At 69.6% G+C, this 17,184-nt stretch carries 18 protein-coding genes; 10 read left to right on the forward strand and 8 right to left on the reverse strand.

Going from position 1 to position 17,184, the window contains the following annotated elements:
- Positions 1-163: 163 nt before the first annotated feature.
- Positions 164-1,000: a TIGR02452 family protein gene (locus ACWD2L_RS03905; RefSeq protein WP_351330870.1), complete on the forward strand. Its 837-nt coding sequence runs from the start codon at positions 164-166 to the stop codon at positions 998-1,000.
- Here ACWD2L_RS03905 and ACWD2L_RS03910 read toward each other — a convergent pair.
- Positions 985-1,440, reverse strand: coding sequence for a type II toxin-antitoxin system PemK/MazF family toxin (locus ACWD2L_RS03910; protein ID WP_351330869.1), 456 nt, complete (start codon positions 1,438-1,440; stop codon positions 985-987). The two genes, ACWD2L_RS03905 and ACWD2L_RS03910, sit on opposite strands and share 16 nt — an antisense overlap.
- 71 nt (positions 1,441-1,511) lie before the next feature.
- Here ACWD2L_RS03910 and ACWD2L_RS03915 point away from each other — a divergent pair, with 71 nt between their 5' ends.
- The gene (locus ACWD2L_RS03915; RefSeq protein WP_351330868.1) at positions 1,512-2,582 is read left to right on the forward strand and encodes a glycosyl hydrolase family 18 protein; all 1,071 of its coding nucleotides are present in this window, start codon (positions 1,512-1,514) and stop codon (positions 2,580-2,582) included.
- A 76-nt stretch (positions 2,583-2,658) separates the two neighbouring features.
- Positions 2,659-3,723: a LacI family DNA-binding transcriptional regulator gene (locus tag ACWD2L_RS03920; protein ID WP_351330867.1), complete on the forward strand. Its 1,065-nt coding sequence runs from the start codon at positions 2,659-2,661 to the stop codon at positions 3,721-3,723.
- Positions 3,724-3,823: 100 nt separating this feature from the next.
- Here the strand turns inward: ACWD2L_RS03920 and trxA are convergent, their stop codons facing one another.
- Positions 3,824-4,231 carry a thioredoxin gene (gene trxA, locus ACWD2L_RS03925; RefSeq protein ID WP_351330866.1) on the reverse strand — a complete coding sequence of 136 codons (408 nt, stop codon included), beginning with the start codon at positions 4,229-4,231 and terminating at the stop codon, positions 3,824-3,826.
- 153 nt (positions 4,232-4,384) lie between these two features.
- On the opposite strand from trxA, the gene ACWD2L_RS03930 reads away from it, so the two are divergent.
- From ACWD2L_RS03930 to ACWD2L_RS03945, 4 genes are all read left to right on the forward strand, one after another.
- Positions 4,385-5,812: a dihydrolipoyl dehydrogenase family protein gene (locus tag ACWD2L_RS03930; protein ID WP_351330864.1), complete on the forward strand. Its 1,428-nt coding sequence runs from the start codon at positions 4,385-4,387 to the stop codon at positions 5,810-5,812.
- A 524-nt stretch (positions 5,813-6,336) separates the two neighbouring features.
- Entirely contained in the window at positions 6,337-6,711 is a 375-nt protein-coding gene (locus ACWD2L_RS03935) for a hypothetical protein (protein WP_351330862.1), read from the forward strand.
- 151 nt (positions 6,712-6,862) lie between these two features.
- Positions 6,863-7,372, forward strand: a complete 510-nt coding sequence (locus ACWD2L_RS03940; RefSeq protein WP_351330860.1) for a hypothetical protein — start codon at positions 6,863-6,865, stop codon at positions 7,370-7,372.
- 54 nt (positions 7,373-7,426) lie between these two features.
- Complete coding sequence (locus ACWD2L_RS03945; RefSeq protein WP_451187168.1) at positions 7,427-9,181, forward strand: family 43 glycosylhydrolase; 1,755 nt, start codon at positions 7,427-7,429, stop codon at positions 9,179-9,181.
- 70 nt (positions 9,182-9,251) lie between these two features.
- Here the strand turns inward: ACWD2L_RS03945 and ACWD2L_RS03950 are convergent, their stop codons facing one another.
- Positions 9,252-9,629: a MerR family transcriptional regulator gene (locus ACWD2L_RS03950; RefSeq protein ID WP_351330856.1), complete on the reverse strand. Its 378-nt coding sequence runs from the start codon at positions 9,627-9,629 to the stop codon at positions 9,252-9,254.
- A gap of 74 nt (positions 9,630-9,703) precedes the next feature.
- On the opposite strand from ACWD2L_RS03950, the gene ACWD2L_RS03955 reads away from it, so the two are divergent.
- Complete coding sequence (locus ACWD2L_RS03955; RefSeq protein WP_351330854.1) at positions 9,704-10,432, forward strand: SDR family oxidoreductase; 729 nt, start codon at positions 9,704-9,706, stop codon at positions 10,430-10,432.
- Positions 10,433-10,540: 108 nt separating this feature from the next.
- The gene (locus tag ACWD2L_RS03960; RefSeq protein WP_351330852.1) at positions 10,541-11,290 is read left to right on the forward strand and encodes a polyamine aminopropyltransferase; all 750 of its coding nucleotides are present in this window, start codon (positions 10,541-10,543) and stop codon (positions 11,288-11,290) included.
- A 55-nt stretch (positions 11,291-11,345) separates the two neighbouring features.
- Here ACWD2L_RS03960 and proP read toward each other — a convergent pair whose 3' ends face one another.
- The 5 genes from proP to ACWD2L_RS03985 all read right to left on the reverse strand — a co-directional run bounded on the left by proP (position 11,346) and on the right by ACWD2L_RS03985 (position 15,557).
- Positions 11,346-12,812, reverse strand: coding sequence for a glycine betaine/L-proline transporter ProP (proP, locus tag ACWD2L_RS03965; protein WP_351330850.1), 1,467 nt, complete (start codon positions 12,810-12,812; stop codon positions 11,346-11,348).
- Positions 12,813-13,111: 299 nt separating this feature from the next.
- Positions 13,112-13,837 carry a chitinase gene (locus tag ACWD2L_RS03970; RefSeq protein WP_351330848.1) on the reverse strand — a complete coding sequence of 242 codons (726 nt, stop codon included), beginning with the start codon at positions 13,835-13,837 and terminating at the stop codon, positions 13,112-13,114.
- A gap of 133 nt (positions 13,838-13,970) precedes the next feature.
- On the reverse strand, positions 13,971-14,489 hold the full coding sequence (locus ACWD2L_RS03975; RefSeq protein WP_351330846.1) for a lytic polysaccharide monooxygenase auxiliary activity family 9 protein: 519 nt from the start codon (positions 14,487-14,489) through the stop codon (positions 13,971-13,973).
- A 253-nt stretch (positions 14,490-14,742) separates the two neighbouring features.
- Positions 14,743-15,204, reverse strand: a complete 462-nt coding sequence (locus ACWD2L_RS03980) for a pyridoxamine 5'-phosphate oxidase family protein (protein ID WP_351330844.1) — start codon at positions 15,202-15,204, stop codon at positions 14,743-14,745.
- A 146-nt stretch (positions 15,205-15,350) separates the two neighbouring features.
- Positions 15,351-15,557, reverse strand: a complete 207-nt coding sequence (locus ACWD2L_RS03985; protein WP_351330961.1) for an EF-hand domain-containing protein — start codon at positions 15,555-15,557, stop codon at positions 15,351-15,353.
- A 213-nt stretch (positions 15,558-15,770) separates the two neighbouring features.
- Between ACWD2L_RS03985 and ACWD2L_RS03990 the strand changes: the two genes are divergently transcribed.
- Positions 15,771-17,171, forward strand: a complete 1,401-nt coding sequence (locus ACWD2L_RS03990; RefSeq protein ID WP_351330842.1) for a spinster family MFS transporter — start codon at positions 15,771-15,773, stop codon at positions 17,169-17,171.
- Positions 17,172-17,184 lie beyond the last annotated feature (13 nt).

Raw genomic sequence — 17,184 nt, forward strand, 5'->3', positions numbered from 1 at the left:
GCTCGCACAAGAGTGCCTCTGGACAACCCGGAGACTTTGCCGGGACTTCTCAGGGGCTTCCCTGAGACTTCCCCGGACGCGGAGAAAACCTGTTGCCCGAGCGGTCACTGTGCGTACACGATGGATTCATGAACACGACGGGGGAGACCACGGGGGACACCGCGTGAGCGCGCGACTGCGCGAGCTCGCGCGGAGCACGGAGAAGATCGTCGAATCGGGGGAGTACGCGGACGACGGGGGCCGCGTGGTGACGATCGGCGCCGCGGTGGCGCGGGCGCGGGCGGGCACCGGGATGTACGGGCCCGACCCGGTGCCCGTGCCACCGATACCGCCGGTGGACCGGACAGACGTCGAGGTCACGGGCGAGAGCAGCCTGGAGGCGGCGCGCCGCATGGCGGGGGAGCGGCCGCAGCCGGTCGCCGTCCTGAACTTCGCCTCGGCGCGCAACCCGGGAGGCGGCTACCTCAACGGGGCGCAGGCCCAGGAGGAGGCGCTCTGCCGCTGCTCCGCCCTGTACACGTGCCTGATCGAGGCGCCCGAGTTCTACGCCCACCACCGCGAGCACCGCGACGCCTTCTACAGCGACCGCGTCATCCACACGCCGGGAGTCCCGGTGTTCCGCGACGACCAGGGCCGGCTGCTGGAGGCGCCGTTCGAGGCCGGATTCCTGACGTCACCCGCGCCGAACGCGGGAGTGATCACGCAGCGAACCCCCGAGCGGGTCCACGAGATACCCGCGGCCCTGGCCGTGCGCGCCGAGCGCGTCCTTGAGGTCGCGGCGGTCGAGGGGTACCGCAGGCTCGTCCTCGGGGCCTGGGGCTGCGGCGTGTTCCGCAACGACCCGGGGCAGGTCGCCGAGGCCTTCGGCACGCTGCTCGAAGGGCGCTTCGCGCACCACTTCGAGCAGGTCGTGTTCGCCGTCCTCGACCGCACGAAGGACACGGCCACCCGCTCCGCGTTCGAGCGCGCCTTCAGTCCGGCGGATCAGCGCCAGCCGTAGCGCTCCCGCAGCCGCAGCACCACCGTGTTGAACCGGCCGCGGTCCAGGGCGCACGCCTCGCGGCGCATCCCCTTGTCGTGCACGCGCAGCACACGGTCCAGGTCCACCCACGAATCCCGGCCGTCCCTGTCCCAGGGGCCCGAGCCGAGCGCCACCCACTCGCGGTCGCTGTCGTGCCGCTTGCTGGACAGCTGAACCGCCAGCAGCGTGCCGCCCGGCTCCCGGGCGACCACGAGCACCGGGCGGTCCTTGCCGCGCCCGTCGTTCTCCTCGTACGGAACCCACGTCCACACGATCTCGCCGGGATCCGGGTCGCCGTCGTGCGCGGGCGCGTACTCGGTGCGCACCTTCCCGACCCGGGCCGGATCGGCCTCCACCGTGGCCGTCGCGCCGCCGCGGCCGGGGTGTTCGTACGCTTGGTCATCCGTGTAGGCAGTCACGCGGGTCACGTTAGACGCCGACCGGCCCAATCCCTGCGGCGGGTACGCCGGATGGGCCGCAGGCTCGCCCCATGAAACGACGCCACAGCACCGTCCTCTGCGTCCTCGCCGGGACCCTCGCCCTCACGGCTGCCGCGCCCTCCGGCCCCGCCGCATCCGAAGCCGCGCCCCCGCGCACCGTCTCGGCATGGCTCCCGTACTGGGACCAGGAGGCCGCCTACCAGAACGCTCTCGAGCACGCCGCGCAGATCCGCACCATCAGCCCCTTCTGGTACGAGACGAAATCCGCGGCCCGCGTCGTAGGACACCCCGGCGCAGGCGAGCGCCGCATCATCAACGGACTGCACGCCCGAGGCATCCAGGTCGTGCCCACGGTCATGGAAACGATGAAGTCGGGCGCCCTGGCCAAGGTCCTGAACAGCCGCGAATCCCGCACCCGCCACATCGACGCGCTCCTCGACGTCGTCCGCAGCCGCTCCTACGACGGGCTCGACATCGACTACGAGTCGATCGCCACCGCCCCCGACGACAAGTACCGTGCGGTGCGCGCCGGTTACACCGCCTTCGCCACCGAACTCTGCGCGCGCCTGCACGCCTCCGATAAGAAGTGCTTCCTGACCGTGATGCCCAAGACCCGTTCGACGGGCCGCATTTGGGACTACGAGAGGCTGGGTGCCGCCGCCGACCGCATCCGGATCATGGCGTACAACCTGCACTCCGCGGAGGGCAAGCCGGGACCGCTGGCCTCGCCCCAGTGGTACGACGAGATCCTGTCCCTCGCGACCGCCCAAGTCCCGCGCGCCAAGCTGGAGATGGGCCTGCCCGCGTACGGCTGGAACTGGAAGGTGGGCGGCGCCCGCGGCGGCAAGGAGCGCGCCCGGCATGTCACGTCGAAGTCGGCCGAGGAGCTGCGCCGCAAGGTCGGCGCGCGCTACGCCCTCGACCCCGAATCCCGCACCCCCCACTTCACGTACAAGGAGGGCAAGGGCAAGAAGGCGACCCGCCGCACCGTCTGGTACCAGGACGCCGCCGGCACCGCCGCACACCTCCCCGTCCTGCGCAAATACGGCGTACGCAACACGGTCCTGTGGGCGCTGAACTTCGAGGACCCGAAACTGTGGAAGACCCTGGCGCAGGGCTAGCGCAGGGGGTGGCCGCAGCCGGCTGGGCAGGGGTAGCGGCGGCCGCTGGGCGGCGTCTGCAAGGATGCCGTACGTCATGGTGCAGATACCGAAGCAGCAGTCCGCCCAGCCGTCCGCGCCCCACAAGCCCACATCCGGCGCCCTGCCCACGAGCGCCGACGTCGCGCGCCTCGCCGGGGTCTCGCGCGCCACCGTCAGCTACGTCCTCAACAACACGAGCGCGGTCCGCATCAGCGAGCCGACCCGGCGACGGGTCCACGAGGCCGCGAAGGAACTCGGCTATGTTCCGCACGCCGCCGCCCGCAGCCTGCGCGCGGGACACACCCGGATCGTCCTCGTCCCGTCCCCTGACGTGCCGATCGGGCCTCTGTACAGCGCTTTCCTCAACGAACTGCAGTGGGCGCTGAGCCGCCTCGACTACACCGTCGTGCAGTACGGCGGCGTGGGCCTCAGCGGCGACGCCGCCGCCCGCGCCTGGGCCGAACTGCGTCCCGTCGCCGTGCTCGGCCCTGTCGGCATGGGCCCCGATGGCATCGCCGTGCTCCGCCGCTCCGGCGCCCGCGCCGTCATCACGCTCGGTCCGGAGCCTGTCGAGGGCGCGCACGCCCTGCTCACGGACCACCGGCAGGTCGGCCGCGTCGCCGCATCGCACCTCCTGGCCGGTGGCCACCGGCGTATCGGCGTGGTCATGCCGAGGGAGCCGGGCCTCGACACGTTCGCGGTGCCGCGCCTGGAGGGCGTACGCGGGGCGGGCGCGGAGACGGTGCCGCTGCCGCTCGCGTACGACGAGCAGGGTGCGGCCCAAGTCGCCGCACAGGTAAGTGGGTTGGGGCTCGGCGCCGTGTTCGCGTACAACGACGAGTACGCCATGCTGCTGATGCGCGCGTTGCAGGACGCGGGCGTCGACATCCCCGGCGACGTCGCCGTGATGGGCGCCGACGACCTGATGCTGGGCCGGCTGTTGCGCCCCCGCCTGAGCACGGTGCGGCTCGATCTGCCCTCGGGCCGGGAGCTCGCCGAACTGGTGGACCGCCTGGTCAGGGACCCGGCTCGGGACGCCGACCAGGACACGGAACCGGAACCGGAACCGGAACCGCGCGAGGTGCTGGCGGTGACGCTGGTGGCGCGCGAATCGGCCTGACGACTGCTGACCTGACGGCCGCTGTTGAGGGATGATCATGCCGCGAGGCGGCCGCCCATTGGGCGACCGCCTCGCGGACAGTCGAGTGACGGGGGGAGTCTCAGCCCTCCTGACCCTGCCCCTGGCCCTCCTGCTCGGCCTTCGCCTGCTGCTCGGCGACCGACGCGCGGACCTCGTCCATGTCCAGCTTGCGGGCCTGACCGATGACGTCCTCGAGCGCCTCCTTCGGCAGCGCGCCCGGCTGCGCGAAGACGGCGACCTGGTCACGCACGATCATCAGCGTCGGGATCGACTGGATCCCGAAAGCGGCGGCAAGCTCCGGCTGCGCCTCGGTGTCGACCTTGCCGAACACCAGGTCCGGATTGGCCTCAGCGGTCTCCTCGTAGACCGGGGCGAACTGCTTGCAAGGCCCGCACCAGTCAGCCCAGAAGTCGATCAGTACGAACTCGTTCTCCGTAACCGTCTGATCGAAGTTGTCCTTGGTCAGCTCCGTGGTGGTGCTGCTCATGGTGTTTTCCCTCTTCCTGCTTCCGGGGTTCGGGGCGAAGCCGTCGGGGGCAAAGCCGCTGTGCTCACAACCGTCCGGATGTCGGACGTATTCCGCGCTCGTACCCATGTGCTCGGCACCCACACATGGGACCACACTGAGAGACTGGGGCGCATGACGGAAGCCATCGCGTACGACGTCGTAGTGCTCGGAGCCGGACCTGTCGGCGAGAACGTCGCCGACCGCGCGCGAGCGGGCGGCCTGAGCGCCGCCATCGTGGAGAGCGAGCTCGTCGGGGGAGAGTGCTCGTACTGGGCGTGCATGCCCAGTAAGGCGCTGCTCCGCCCGGTGATCGCCCGCGCCGACGCACGCCGGGTGCCCGGCCTGCGCCAGGCGGTCCGGGGCCCGCTCGACGCCCCGGCGGTCCTCGCGCACCGCGACGACTACACCTCACATTGGAAGGACGACGGCCAGGTCGGCTGGCTGGAGTCCATCGGCATCGACCTGTACCGCGGCCACGGCCGCATCGACGGACCGCGCAGCGTCACGGTCACCGCCGAGGACGGCACGGTGACCACCCTCACGGCACGCCACGCGGTCGCCGTGTGCACGGGAACCCGCGCAGCCCTGCCCCCGCTCCCGGACCTCGACGCGGTCAAACCATGGACCAGCCGGGAGGCCACGAGCGCGGACCGGGCGCCGGGCCGCCTCATCGTGGTCGGCGGCGGCGTGGTCGCCACGGAGATGGCCACGGCCTGGCAGGCACTCGGCTCGCAGGTCACGGTGCTCGTGCGCGGGAGCGGCCTGCTGGAGCGCATGGAACCGTTCGCGGGCGAGCTGGTGGCCGACGCACTGCGGGAGGCGGGCGCGGAGCTCCGCACGGGCGTCTCGGTGACATCGGTGGAGCGCTCGCCCGCCGGTACGGTCACGGCGACCCTCGACGACGGCACGACACTCGAAGCCGACGAAATCCTCTTCGCGACCGGCCGCGCGCCGCGTACGGAGGACATCGGCCTGGAGACGGTGGGCCTGAAACCCGGCTCCTGGCTGGACGTCGACGACAGCCTCCGCGTCACGAACAGCACGTGGCTCTACGCCGTCGGCGACGCCAACCACCGCGCGCTCCTCACCCACCAGGGCAAGTACCAGTCACGCATCGCGGGCGCCGCGATCACGGCCCGCGCGCAGGGCGTCCCGCTCCTGGAGACCGACCGCTGGGGCGCCCACGCGGCGACGGCCGACACGTCCGCCGTCCCCCAGGTCGTCTTCACCGACCCCGAGGCCGCGAGCGCGGGCCTCACCCTCGCCGAGGCGGAGGCGGCGGGCCACCGCGTCCGCGCGGTCGACTACGACATGGCGAACGTGGCGGGCTCCGGCCTTTACGCCGACGGCTACCGCGGCATGGCCCGCATGGTGGTCGACCTCGACCGCGAGATCCTCCTGGGCGTCACGTTCGTCGGCCCCGCGGTCGGCGAACTCATCCACTCGGCGACGATCGCCATCGCGGGCGAGGTCCCGATCGACCGGCTGTGGCACGCGGTACCGGCGTATCCGACGATCAGCGAGGTGTGGTTGCGGTTGCTGGAGACGTATCGCGGCTAGATCGACGACGGACCGCCGAGCGCGTTTGAGACTCCCAGGGCATTCTGCGTACCGTCGGCCCCGCCGGGCGAAGCGGCGCCGGGCAAGGGGAGGGGTGACGCAGTCCGACAGCGTGCAGGAGTTCATGGTTACGGCGGTCCTCGTCGTGCTGCTCGGCGTCGTCTCCTCGCTCTGGCGGCGCCGAAAGCGGCGCGGGGAGCTGGGCAAGTACGACCAGTTCACGAAGCGGCTCGGCTGGCAGCTCATCGAGCGCCCCCGGAACGGGGACATCGCCAGGCTGATGCGTGACGAGCCGTTCCCGCCCGGCGGGGCCCCGGAACGACTTGCCTCCGACTACTGCTACGGCACTTACCTCGGCCGCCCTGCCTGCTCCTTCCAGGCCACCGTGCCCCGTTTGTCGTTCCCTGGAGCGGGCGACGACGACAGTGGCAAACCGATGGTCGTCGCCGCGTGGGCCACACAACTTCCCTACTCTGTCGGCGACTTCTCCGTACGCCGTGCAGGCCGCGTCTCGCGTGCCTTCGGTGGCCCTGACGACCTGCGCATCGGACACCCGGAGTTCGACGAACAGTTCACGGTCCGCGGGCTGCAGGAAGGTGCCGCTGTCGCCGCCCCAGGCAGGCAGTACTGCGGGCGACGCGCTGATCTGGCACGCACACGCGGAACTTGCCGCCACCAGAGCCCCCTACCACATCGAGGTCACCCAATCGCGACTGGACGTCGTACCCGATCTGACAGACCCGCGCTGGCAGCAGATGCTGGGCGACGGCGGGCAGGACAGGGTCTACCTGTGGAAGGTCACCTGCAACCCGCGAGCGAAGAGTATCGTCACAGCTTGCGGCACCATCGGGTCCGTGCCGGGCGGCGACGAGGGCGGGGTGGCGGTCGTAGGGCGATAGGTTTGGGGTAACCGCCCTGGCCCGACTGGCAGTTCCACCCGCTGCCGGGTCTTCCGCACGCGCGTAGACCCTGGCACGATCTGTGCCGATCCACCTGCGTCACAGTTGTCACACCCCGTTCAGGCACTGGCAGGAAGGGCCGCGATTCCCCATGCGTATCCGCTCCGCGCTCACCGCACTCGCCCTCACCACGGGCGCTCTCGTCGCCCCCGGGTTCGGCGTACTGGCGAACTCGACCGACGCGTTCGCCGCCACGAAGATCTCGCATGCGACGGCGACGTCGATGTTCAGGTCGGTCGGGATCACCTGGTCGTCGTCCGGCGGCTGTTCCGACCGGAATGTGTCCACGTGCACATCGTTCGACCAGCTCAATCTCGCCACCGCCCAGGGAGCCCAGACGCTGAAGACAGCCAGTGGGTGCGCGCTCAACATCACGGGTGGCACCGAGACCGGCCACGCGAGCGGCACGTACTCGCACTGGAACGGCTACAAGCTGGACTTCGGTAAGAACACCTGCGTCACGAGCTACGTCAAGAACCACTTCACCTACATCGGTCTGCGCGGCGACGGCGCTCCGCAGTACAAGGCCACGTCCGGCAACGTGTACGCGGACGAGGGAAACCACTGGGACGTGACGTTCTACAACTGTGGCGGCTGCTGACCGAGGGCCCCAACCTCGTTTGTCCGCCGTACCGTTGAAGAAGAAGGTGCCGTCATGAGCCGCGAGCCGGCAAGCCCCTCGTTCCCGCCCGCCAGACGTGCCGTCCTCGGTGGGACGCTGGCCCTCGCCGCCGCGGTGCTCGTGCCCGGCGCCGCCGTTGCCGCCGAGCGGCGGCCCGCCCGTGGTGCGCACGCGTCCACCGTCACCGACGCCACGTACGTCAACGACGCGACGACGTCGGGCGGCGACCCCTACGTGCTGTTCGACGAGCCCAGCGGCTACTACTACGCGTACTGCACGGGCGGTTCGGACGACGGCTTCTACTTCGGTGTGCACCGCTCGCCCGACCTGTCGACGTGGGAGCGGCTGCCCGGCGGTGCGTTGCGCGCCGATGACCCGAAGCAGTGGGGCAAGGACTGGTTCTGGGCGCCGGAGGTGTATCGGCACTCCGACACCGGTCTGTACTACCTGTTCTATGCGGCCCGCATGGGCAGCGCGCTTTCCGAACAGTACTTCGGCTACGCGGACTTCGAGGAGCCGTGCTCGATCGGGGTCGCCGTCTCCCGGACGCCCGATGGTCCGTTCCGCAACATCGACGACCGGCCGCTCGACTACCACCCGTACAAGCCGGATTACCACGACGTCAATCTGATCATGGGAGCCGACCAGCTCACCCCGCCGGCCACCGAGGAGGAGGGGCGCACCGCGCCGCTGGGCTCCTACATCCCGATGATCGACCCGAACCTGCTCTTCGACGAAGGGCGGATCTATCTGTACTTCTCCAGTAACGCCTACCGCAACTGGGTCTGGGACACCCGGCTCGGCAAGTACGTCGAGGAGTCCAATATCGCCGCCGTCGAGCTGACTACGGGTTGGTGGCGGGATCCCGAGGGCGCCACCATGCCAACCGTTGAGCCCCGTTACGTCGACGCCAACGCGGGGACCGAATCCGATGCGCGGCGCCGGGACGGGTTCGTGCCGGTCCTCACCTACGCGGCCGACCCCCAGCCGTGGGAGGACGCACACGTCAACGACCATGAGACGTCGGGTGGTTCGAAGAAGGACCGCCGCTGGGAAGAGGGCTCCACGGCCTGGCGGCACACGTACGTCCACGCCGGTGAGCGGCGCAGCGTCTACTACTTGACGTACTCAGCCAACAATTTCGAGAACGAGTACTACGGGGTGGGTTACGCCGTCGCGGAGCATCCGCTGGGCCCGTGGCGCAAATACGCGAACAACCCGGTGCTCTCGCAGAATCCCGACGTCGGGATGTACTCCACCGGCCACGGCAGTCAGACCTCATCGCCGGACGGCCGCGAGCTGTACTACGTGCACCACGGCCGTACGTCGCCCACGTCGCCCGACCGAGTCGTCTACACCGAGCGGCTGCGGATCGACGACCACCACGTGGACGCCGCGGGCCGCCCGCTGCTCACCATCGACCAGTCCACCGGCGACGAACCCGTGCCCACCGGAACCGCGCCGTTCACGCTCACCGCCCGACCGGCCGCGGTGCGCGTGGGCGAGACGGTGGACGTCGCCTGTGCGGTGCGCAGTGCCGCGGGCGCCGCGTTCGACCTGTCGGCGCCGGGGAATCGGGTGCGGGCCGAACTGCGGCCGGCCGGGCAGGCGTCGGTACGCGTCGAGGACGGCACGGTGACGCTGCGCGGGCTGCGCAAGGGCGCGGCACGGCTGACGCTGGTGTACCAGCGGCGCCGGGCTGACGGCTCGTACCGCGACGTGCACCAGGCGCGCCACGGGACCCGACCCCAGACGGTGAGGGTGACGGTGCCGGTCGTGGTGCGGTGAGTTCGGGGCCGTTCTGAGGGCGAGCACTCCGGCCGTAGATCGCGGTGCGGCGTCCGGTCGTCGACCGTGCCTACGGATGCGTGTCCGTGATCGCGATGACCTCGTCGAGGCGGTCCAGGGCGGCCTGGAGGTCGTCGGCCTTGGCCTGGATGCGGTCGCGCTCGGCGCGCAGCATGGCGCGTTGCTCGGCGTCGGTGTGCCCGGAGTCCCAACACGGGAGGAGTTCCGTGATCCTTCGGCTGGTCAGGCCGGCGGCGTACATCCGCTGGAAGAAGCGGACCAGGGAGATGGCGTCCTGCCGGTAGAGGCGCTGGCCGGAGGGGCTGCGCTCCGCGACGAGCAGCCCCTGCTGCTCGTAGTAGCGCACGGCGCGTACGGAGACGTCGGCACCCCGTGCCACCTCGCCGATGCGGATCAGCCGCTCGGCCGCGGACTCTGTGACGGTCATGTGATCCCTCTCACCCTGATCCTGGCGGGCGGCGCTTGCCTCTGACGTCAGCGTCAGGTTTTAGCGTACCGGACATGGACATCAACAACTCAGTCGCCCTCGTCACCGGAGCCAACCGCGGCCTGGGCCGCGCCTTCGCCCAGCGCCTGCTCGAACGGGGCGCCCGCAAGGTCTACGCGACGGCCCGCCGTCCGGAGACCGTCGACCTGCCCGGGGTCGAGGTGCTGCCCCTCGACATCGCCGATCCCGCATCCGTGAGGGCCGCCGCCGAGGCCGCCCCGGACGTCTCGCTGCTCGTCAACAACGCGGGGATCCAGACGGGGACCGACCTGGTGACCGGTTCGCTGGACGCGGTACGGCTCGAACTGGAGACCAACATGTTCGGCCACCTGGGAATGATCCGGGAGTTCGCGCCGGCGCTCGCCGGGAACGGCGGGGGCGCGATCGTCAACGTCCTCTCCGCGATGTCGTGGTTCGGGGGCGCGGGTGCCAACGCGTACCACCTGACCAAGGCCGCCGCCTGGGCCATGACCAACGGCGTCCGCCTGGAGCTGGCCGAGCAGGGCACGCTCGTGACGGCGGTGCACCTCGGCCTGGCCGACACCGACATGGCCTCCGGCTGGCCGGTGGCCAAGCTCGCGCCTGCGGACCTGGCAGACGCGGCGCTCGACGGCGTCGAGGCGGGCTCCACCGAGGTCCTCGCCGACCAGTGGAGCCGGGACGTCAAGGCCCGGCTGTCGCTGACGCCGGAAGAGTTCACCGCCGCGATGGACCGCGCGCTGGCGTCGCTGACGGCGGCCTGAGGAACCTCCGGCCGGCGGTGCATGGGTGAACCATGCGGCAGGGGTACGTTCCTGGGGCGCACCCCATATCCGCCGGCGGCAGCGCGCAACGACAGAGAAGGACCCAGGATGAGCGCACGTTTCGAGGAGATCGACTGGCGTCCGACGCCCATGGGCGAGATCAGCCTGCGAAGGCGGCGGGACCCGGTGTCGGGCCAGGACGTCTACGAGGTGAAGCTCGGTGACGAGTATCTGATGTCCAGCCTCTTCACCAAGGGGGAGGTCGAACTCACCCGACTCGGTCTGGCCGGGTCGGGTGAGGGGCAGCTCGACGTCGTCGTGGGCGGGCTCGGGCTCGGGTACACGGCCCGTACGGCGCTGGACGATCCGCGGGTGGGTTCGCTGATCGTCGTCGACGCGCTCGCGGAGGTGATCGACTGGCATCGGCGCGGGCTCGTACCCCTGGGCGAGGCCATCGCGTCTGACCCCCGGTGCCGATTGGTGCACGGGGACTTCTTCGCGATGGCGGCGGGGAGCACGGACGACGGCGCCGGTGCGGCCCCGCGCGGGTTCGACCCCGAGACTCCCGGTCGGCGCTTTCACGCGATCCTGCTGGACGTCGACCACTCGCCGCGGCACGTGCTGCACCCCAGCCATGCAGCGCTCTACAGCCAGGAAGGTCTGACCGCGCTGGCCGAACTGCTCCTTCCCGGCGGAGTGTTCGCGCTGTGGTCGAACGACCCGCCGGACGACGAGTTCGGCTCGGTGCTCGCGAAGGCCTTCGTGGAGACCTCCGCACACGTCGTCGAGTTCGACAACCCACTTCAGGGCGGGGCCTCGACCAACACCGTCTACGTCGCTCGCAATGCGGTGGCGTGACGGGGCGGGGCGCGATGAAGTCGGTCAGTGGCGTCTCAGTGCGTCTCAGTGCGTCTCAGTGTGTCGAGGACTCTTCCTTGGCGTATCGGTACAAGTCCTGTGACGTGTCGATCAGTTCCTTCTGTTCCTCTGCCGAGCCGACCATCGGCTGGGAGCCGTTGAGCGGCAACTGTGCGCTCTCCGGCAGGAACTTGACGGTGATCAGGCCGATGACCCCGGCCGCCATCAAGTAGTAGGCGGGCATCAGCTTGTTCCCGGTCGCGTTCACCAGCGCCTCCGTCACCAGTGGGGTGGTGCCTCCGAACGCCGCCACGGCGAAGTTGAAGCCGATGCCCATCGCCCCGTACCGCACCGCGGTCGGGAACAGCGCGGGCAGCGTGGCGGCGCTCGGCGCCGCGAAACACGCGAGGAGTGTGGACAGGATCAGCACGCCGAAGATGGGTGGCCAGGTGCCCGCCGACTTGATGAGGAGGAAGGCGGGGACGGCGAGGAAGATCATGGCGATCGCCGCGCCCGCGTACAGGGGGCGCCTGCCGATGTGGTCGCTGAGGCGCCCGAGGAAGGTGATGAGGATGACGATCCACACCATGCCGATGAGCACCAGGACGTCCGCCGAGCCGCTGGAGCGGTTGAGCGTTTCCGTCTGATAGGTCGGTAGATAGCCCGTGACCATGTAGTTCGTGACGTTGTAGAGCAGGACCAGGCCCATGCACACCAGCAGGGGGCGCCAGTGTGCGCGGACGATGGTCTTGAACTCGCTGCCGACCGAGTCCTGCGCGAGGTTCTTCTCGTGGTCGTCGAGCTGTTGCTGGAAGGCGGGGGATTCCTCCAGCTTCAGCCGCATGTACAGGCCGATGATCCCCAGCGGTCCCGCGATCAGGAACGGCAGGCGCCAGCCCCAGGACAACATCTGGTCGTCCGACAGAGCCGCGTTCAGCACGGTGACGAGCGCGGAGCCCAGGGCGTACCCGACGAAGGTGCCGAAGTCGAGCCAGCTGGAGAGGAAGCCACGTCGTCGGTCCGGCGAATACTCGGCGACGAAGGTGGTGGCTCCGCCGTATTCGCCACCGGTCGAGAAGCCCTGCACCATTCGGGCGACGAGCAGAAGAATGGGAGCGGCCATTCCGATCGTCTCGTAGCTCGGGATGAGTCCGATCGAGAATGTTCCGGCCGCCATCATGATCATGGTGGTGGCGAGCACCTTCTGCCGCCCGATGCGGTCACCGAGCGGCCCGAACACGAGGCCGCCGAGCGGTCGCACCACGAATGCGGCAGCAAATGTTGCGAAGGACGAGATCAGCTGGGCGCCAGGGGAGGCGCCGGGGAAGAACACCTTGCCGATGGTCGCGGCGAGATAGCTGTAGACGCCGAAGTCGAACCACTCCATGCAGTTGCCGAGCGCCGAGGCGCTGACAGCCCGCTTGAGCAGCGGTTTCTCGACGACCTGGACGTCCTGCTTGCGGTAGGCCCGCTTGGTGCGCCGCAGGCGGCGGGCGAGTTCCTCCCGTACGTGCTGGGGCATGCCCGCGACTGTCTCCGGCATACGCTTGCGGCCTCTGGTGCTCGGGCCGCCGGTCGGGCCGTCGGAAGGTGTGTGGGCCACGTGCCGATGCCGCCTCTCCCTGTCGTCCTCATCTCTGCTCGTCAGGGCCGAGTCTCCGCACATTGATCACTCGGCGCACTTCGGGACGGTTTCCCGACAACCGCTTCGGCACACCCTTCCGCCGTGTGTCGTCCAGGACGCGAAGAGGCAAGCGCGCCCGTGGCGGGGGTTCCGCCACGGGCGCGCGACGCCGTCTCACCGACGGCGGTGTTCTCGGTTCAGCAGCTCAGGTTGGCGCCCGGGTCGACACCGAGTACCTGGCTGAACTTCTTGTAGTTGTCGATACGGCTCTGGACCTGTCCGGGGTTCGCCCCGTTGCATTCCAGGGTGCCGTTGATGCTGCGGATGGTCTCGCCGAATCCGGCTCCGTCGACCATGGCGTTGTGCGGGGTCATGGTGCCGGGGCCGGTCTGCGTGTTCCAGTACCACAGGCCGGTCTTCCAGGCGACGGCCGCGTCGTTCTGCACGAGGTCGGGGTTGTTGAGCAGGTCGATGCCGAGCGCGTCGCCCGCGGTCTTGTAGTTGAAGTTCCAGCTGAGCTGGATCGGGCCGCGTCCGTAGTACTTGTCGGTGCCCGCCGGGCAGCCGTACGACTGCGAACTGTCGCAGTAGTGCGGGTAGTTGGAGGTGTCCTGCTCGACGACGTGGACCAGGCCGCCGGTTTCGTGGCTCACGTTGGCGAGGAAGGCGGCGGCCTCCTGCTTGCGCACGGTGTCGCTGCCCGTGCCGGTGAACCCCGGGTAGGCGCTGAGGGCGGCGGTCAGGCCTTCGTACGTGTAGAAGGAGTTCCGGCCCGGGAACATCTGGTCGAACTGGCTCTGGCTGACGACGAAGTCGGCCTGCGCGTCCACCTTTTCGGCGGACGCGGGGCCGGCCAGGGCCAGTGCCCCGAGGGTGGCGGCGGATGCGGTCGCGGACAGCAGAGTGAGCATGCGGAAGCGCATGGCGAAGCACTCCGATCGAGGGAGAGTGGTGGGGGGTTGGTGGGGGTGGGGGTGCGGCGCCGTGGGCCGTGACGGGCCGGGCGGGGCCCGCCGTGGGGGAAGACCCGCGGCGCCGCCGTACCGAGGTGCTCGCTCAGCCGCCCACGTTCACGTCGATGCAGGCGTAGAAGGCGTTCGCCGTGTCGGCGATGTTCCAGACGGCCAGCACCTTTTGATGCCCTGTCAGGGAACCGAAGTCGACGTCGTGGGTGACCGTGGCGCCGGGCTTCGCGCCGTTGTCGTTGAACTCGGCGATCTCCTGACCACCGGCGAAGTACTCCCAGGTGCTGGTGGCGTGCTGCGCCGTCAGCTTCCACTCGAAGGTGGTGTTACGGGAGACTGAAGTGACCTGCCAGCCCTTGGAGTCGTCGTCGAGTTCGGCGAACCGGCTGTTGCCGCCGCTGCAACTCGTCAGCCCCTTGGGGCCTTCGACGCTCTGCGGTTCGTTGGTGATCTCACCGCAGGAGACGGTGCCCGCCGCGCACTGCGCCTGCCGGCTGGGCGGGGTGGAGATGTAGCCGTGGGCGCTCGCCGAACCGGCGGGAAGGCTGATGGCGATGACCGGGGCGAGGGCCGCGCCGATGAGTGCGGCGGTCTTCCTTCTGGCGTTCATGCGTACTCCTTCACTTCAGGTCTTCCCGGGGCGTGCGTGAAGTGGGGGCGCACGCCCGGGTCGGCCTCTCGAGGGTGGGGCCAAGAGGCGCGAAGGTGGAGGCAGGAGGGAGTCCACCCGGCGGATGGCGCGGGTGAACCCTGAACTCCCTTGAGCTGAACGGCCGTTGCTTGGACTAGACCATACAAGTGGTCGTGAGCGTGTCAAGGTCTTCGCGGGGAACTCGGGCCCGGCGTGGACCGAGGGGCGGCCGTTATTCCAGCCACTCTCCGTCCCGCATGATGACGCGTCCGCGCAGTTCCGGCTCGCCACGCCAGGCGCGTACCGTCCGCGGGGCCACGCGTACGTACAGAAAGTCGCCGTCCTCCGCGCGCGGATCCCACCCGAACTTGTCCGTGAACGCGTCCGCCGCGCCCTCCGGTACTTCCTGGTCCGGGAAACACTCCGCCTCACCTTGGACGAGCAGTACGTCGAAGGTGTCCGGCAGCGACAGGTGCACGCGCGGTTCCACGCCGACGTTTCGCGCGGTCGCGGACGTGGCGCCGGTGCACAGCCACACCGCCCGCCCGTCCCACAGGAACCACAGCGGCACTTGGTGCGGGCCGTGCTCGGGGTGAGCCGACGACACCCATACGTCCCGTTCGGTGGCGAGCCGCTCCAGAGCATCGCGCGTTCGCTCCGCCCTCGGGCGGCGAACAATTCCTGTGGTCTCCATGCGGGCCGACCCTAGCCAGGCAGGCGCGACGCACGCCTCGGGCGCAGGACCTACTCCCAGCGACCGACACACCAAGCCCGCACACACCTGTGCCCCCGTATCCGCAGATACGGGGGCACAGGTGGGTGCGACTGGTGTGTCGGGGATCAGAGCCCCATCGAGGCCCGGAACTCCTCGAACGAGACCTGCCGGTCGCCGTCGGTGTCGATGGTGTCGATGAGGGCCTGCGCAGCCTCCGTGGTGACACCCGTGTCACCGAGCTCCGCGACGACCTGCCGGTACTCTTCGGCAGTCAACTGCCCGTCCCCGTCGACGTCGTACCGGTCGAAGACCTTCTGCGCCGCGGCTGCCATGTCGACCACGTGTGCCCCATTTCCTTGCTGTTTCAAGACCGCCCCCACTCTAGGACCTCCGCGGGCCGGCTCTTTCCCGCCCCACGTGATGCGGGAAATCCCCGACCCCGCACCGGGATTCCCGGGATGGCTGGCCGAGTTGGGCGTGGCTAGCCTCTCAACTCGTTGATCCGGTTCAACTCGTCGCACCCAGACCCGATGAGGCGCCGTCCCATGACCGAGCAGTCGCAGCTGTCCGAAACCGACCTCGAACCCGCACCCCGTATGTCCGAGCGGTACAAGAATTACATCGTCGGCATCTGCACGGCCGCCTACGTCCTGTCCTTCGTGGACCGGCAGGCCCTGTCGCTGATGATCGAACCCATCAAGCGTGATCTCAGCCTGACAGACACGCAGTTCAGTCTCCTGAGCGGGCTCGCCTTCTCCGTCCTGTACTCGGTGATGGGGCTGCCCATCGCGGCGCTCGCCGACCGCCGTTCGCGCCCCGTGATCATCTCCATCGGCATCGCGCTGTGGAGCCTTGCCACTGCGCTCTCCGGGCTGAGCAAGGGGTTCGCCCACATGTTCCTGGCCCGCGTCGGGGTGGGGGTGGGCGAGGCGTCGCTGACCCCGTCCGCGTACTCGATGTTCGCCGACATGTTTCCGAAGAGCAGGCTGGGCCGGGCGGCCGGAATCTACTCGCTCGGCTCGTTCATCGGAGGCAGCACCGCGTTCATCATCGGCGGGTACGTCATCGGGCTGCTCCAGGACGTCGACCAGGTGTCCCTGCCGCTCGTCGGCGACGTGCGCGCCTGGCAGTTGACGTTCTTCGTCATCGGTCTGCCCGGACTGCTCGTCGCGCTCGTGTTCCTGCTGACGGTCCGCGACCCGGTGCGGCGCGGACTGGCACGGGACTCCGCGGGAGCCGTACGGAAGGTGGCCATGCGCGACGTGTTCACGTTCCTGCGCAGCCATGCCCGGACGTTCATCTGTCACTACGCCGGATTCTCCTGCTACGCGATGGTGTTGCTCGGCCTCATGGCGTGGCTGCCGGCCTTCTACATGCGCGCGTTCGGACTGAGCGCGACCGAGGTCGGCTATGTGCTGGGCGGTGTCGTCCTGCTGGCCAACGGTTCAGGAGTGCTCTTCGGCGGATGGCTGGTCGACCGGCTCACCAAGCTCGGTCACCCGGACGGGGCGATGCGCGCCGGTGTCATCGGCGCGATCGGCATGCTCGTCCCGGTCATCGTCTTCCCGCACGTCAGACCCCTGTGGCTGTCGCTGGCGCTGCTCGTGGTGACGATGTTCTTCGCCTCGTTCCCGATGCCCGCGTCCACCGCCGCGATGCAGGTGCTCAGCCCGAACCAGATGCGCGCCCAGGTGTCCGCCGTCTTCCTGCTCATCTCGAACCTCACCGCCGTGGGCCTCGGCACGACGCTCGTCGCGCTGGTCACCGACGAACTGCTCGGGTCGAGCGAGCGCATCGGTACGTCCCTGTCACTCGTGTACGGCGTCGCTTCGGTCGGCAGCATCGTGCTGCTGTGGCGCGGCTGCGCACACTTCCGCCGCAGCCTCGCACGCGAGGAACGGCTCGCCGCGCAGGAACCGGACACCACGCTTCGTACGCTCAACTGAAGGGAACGGAAGC

The sequence above is a fragment of the Streptomyces sp. NPDC002754 genome (genome assembly GCF_053592315.1).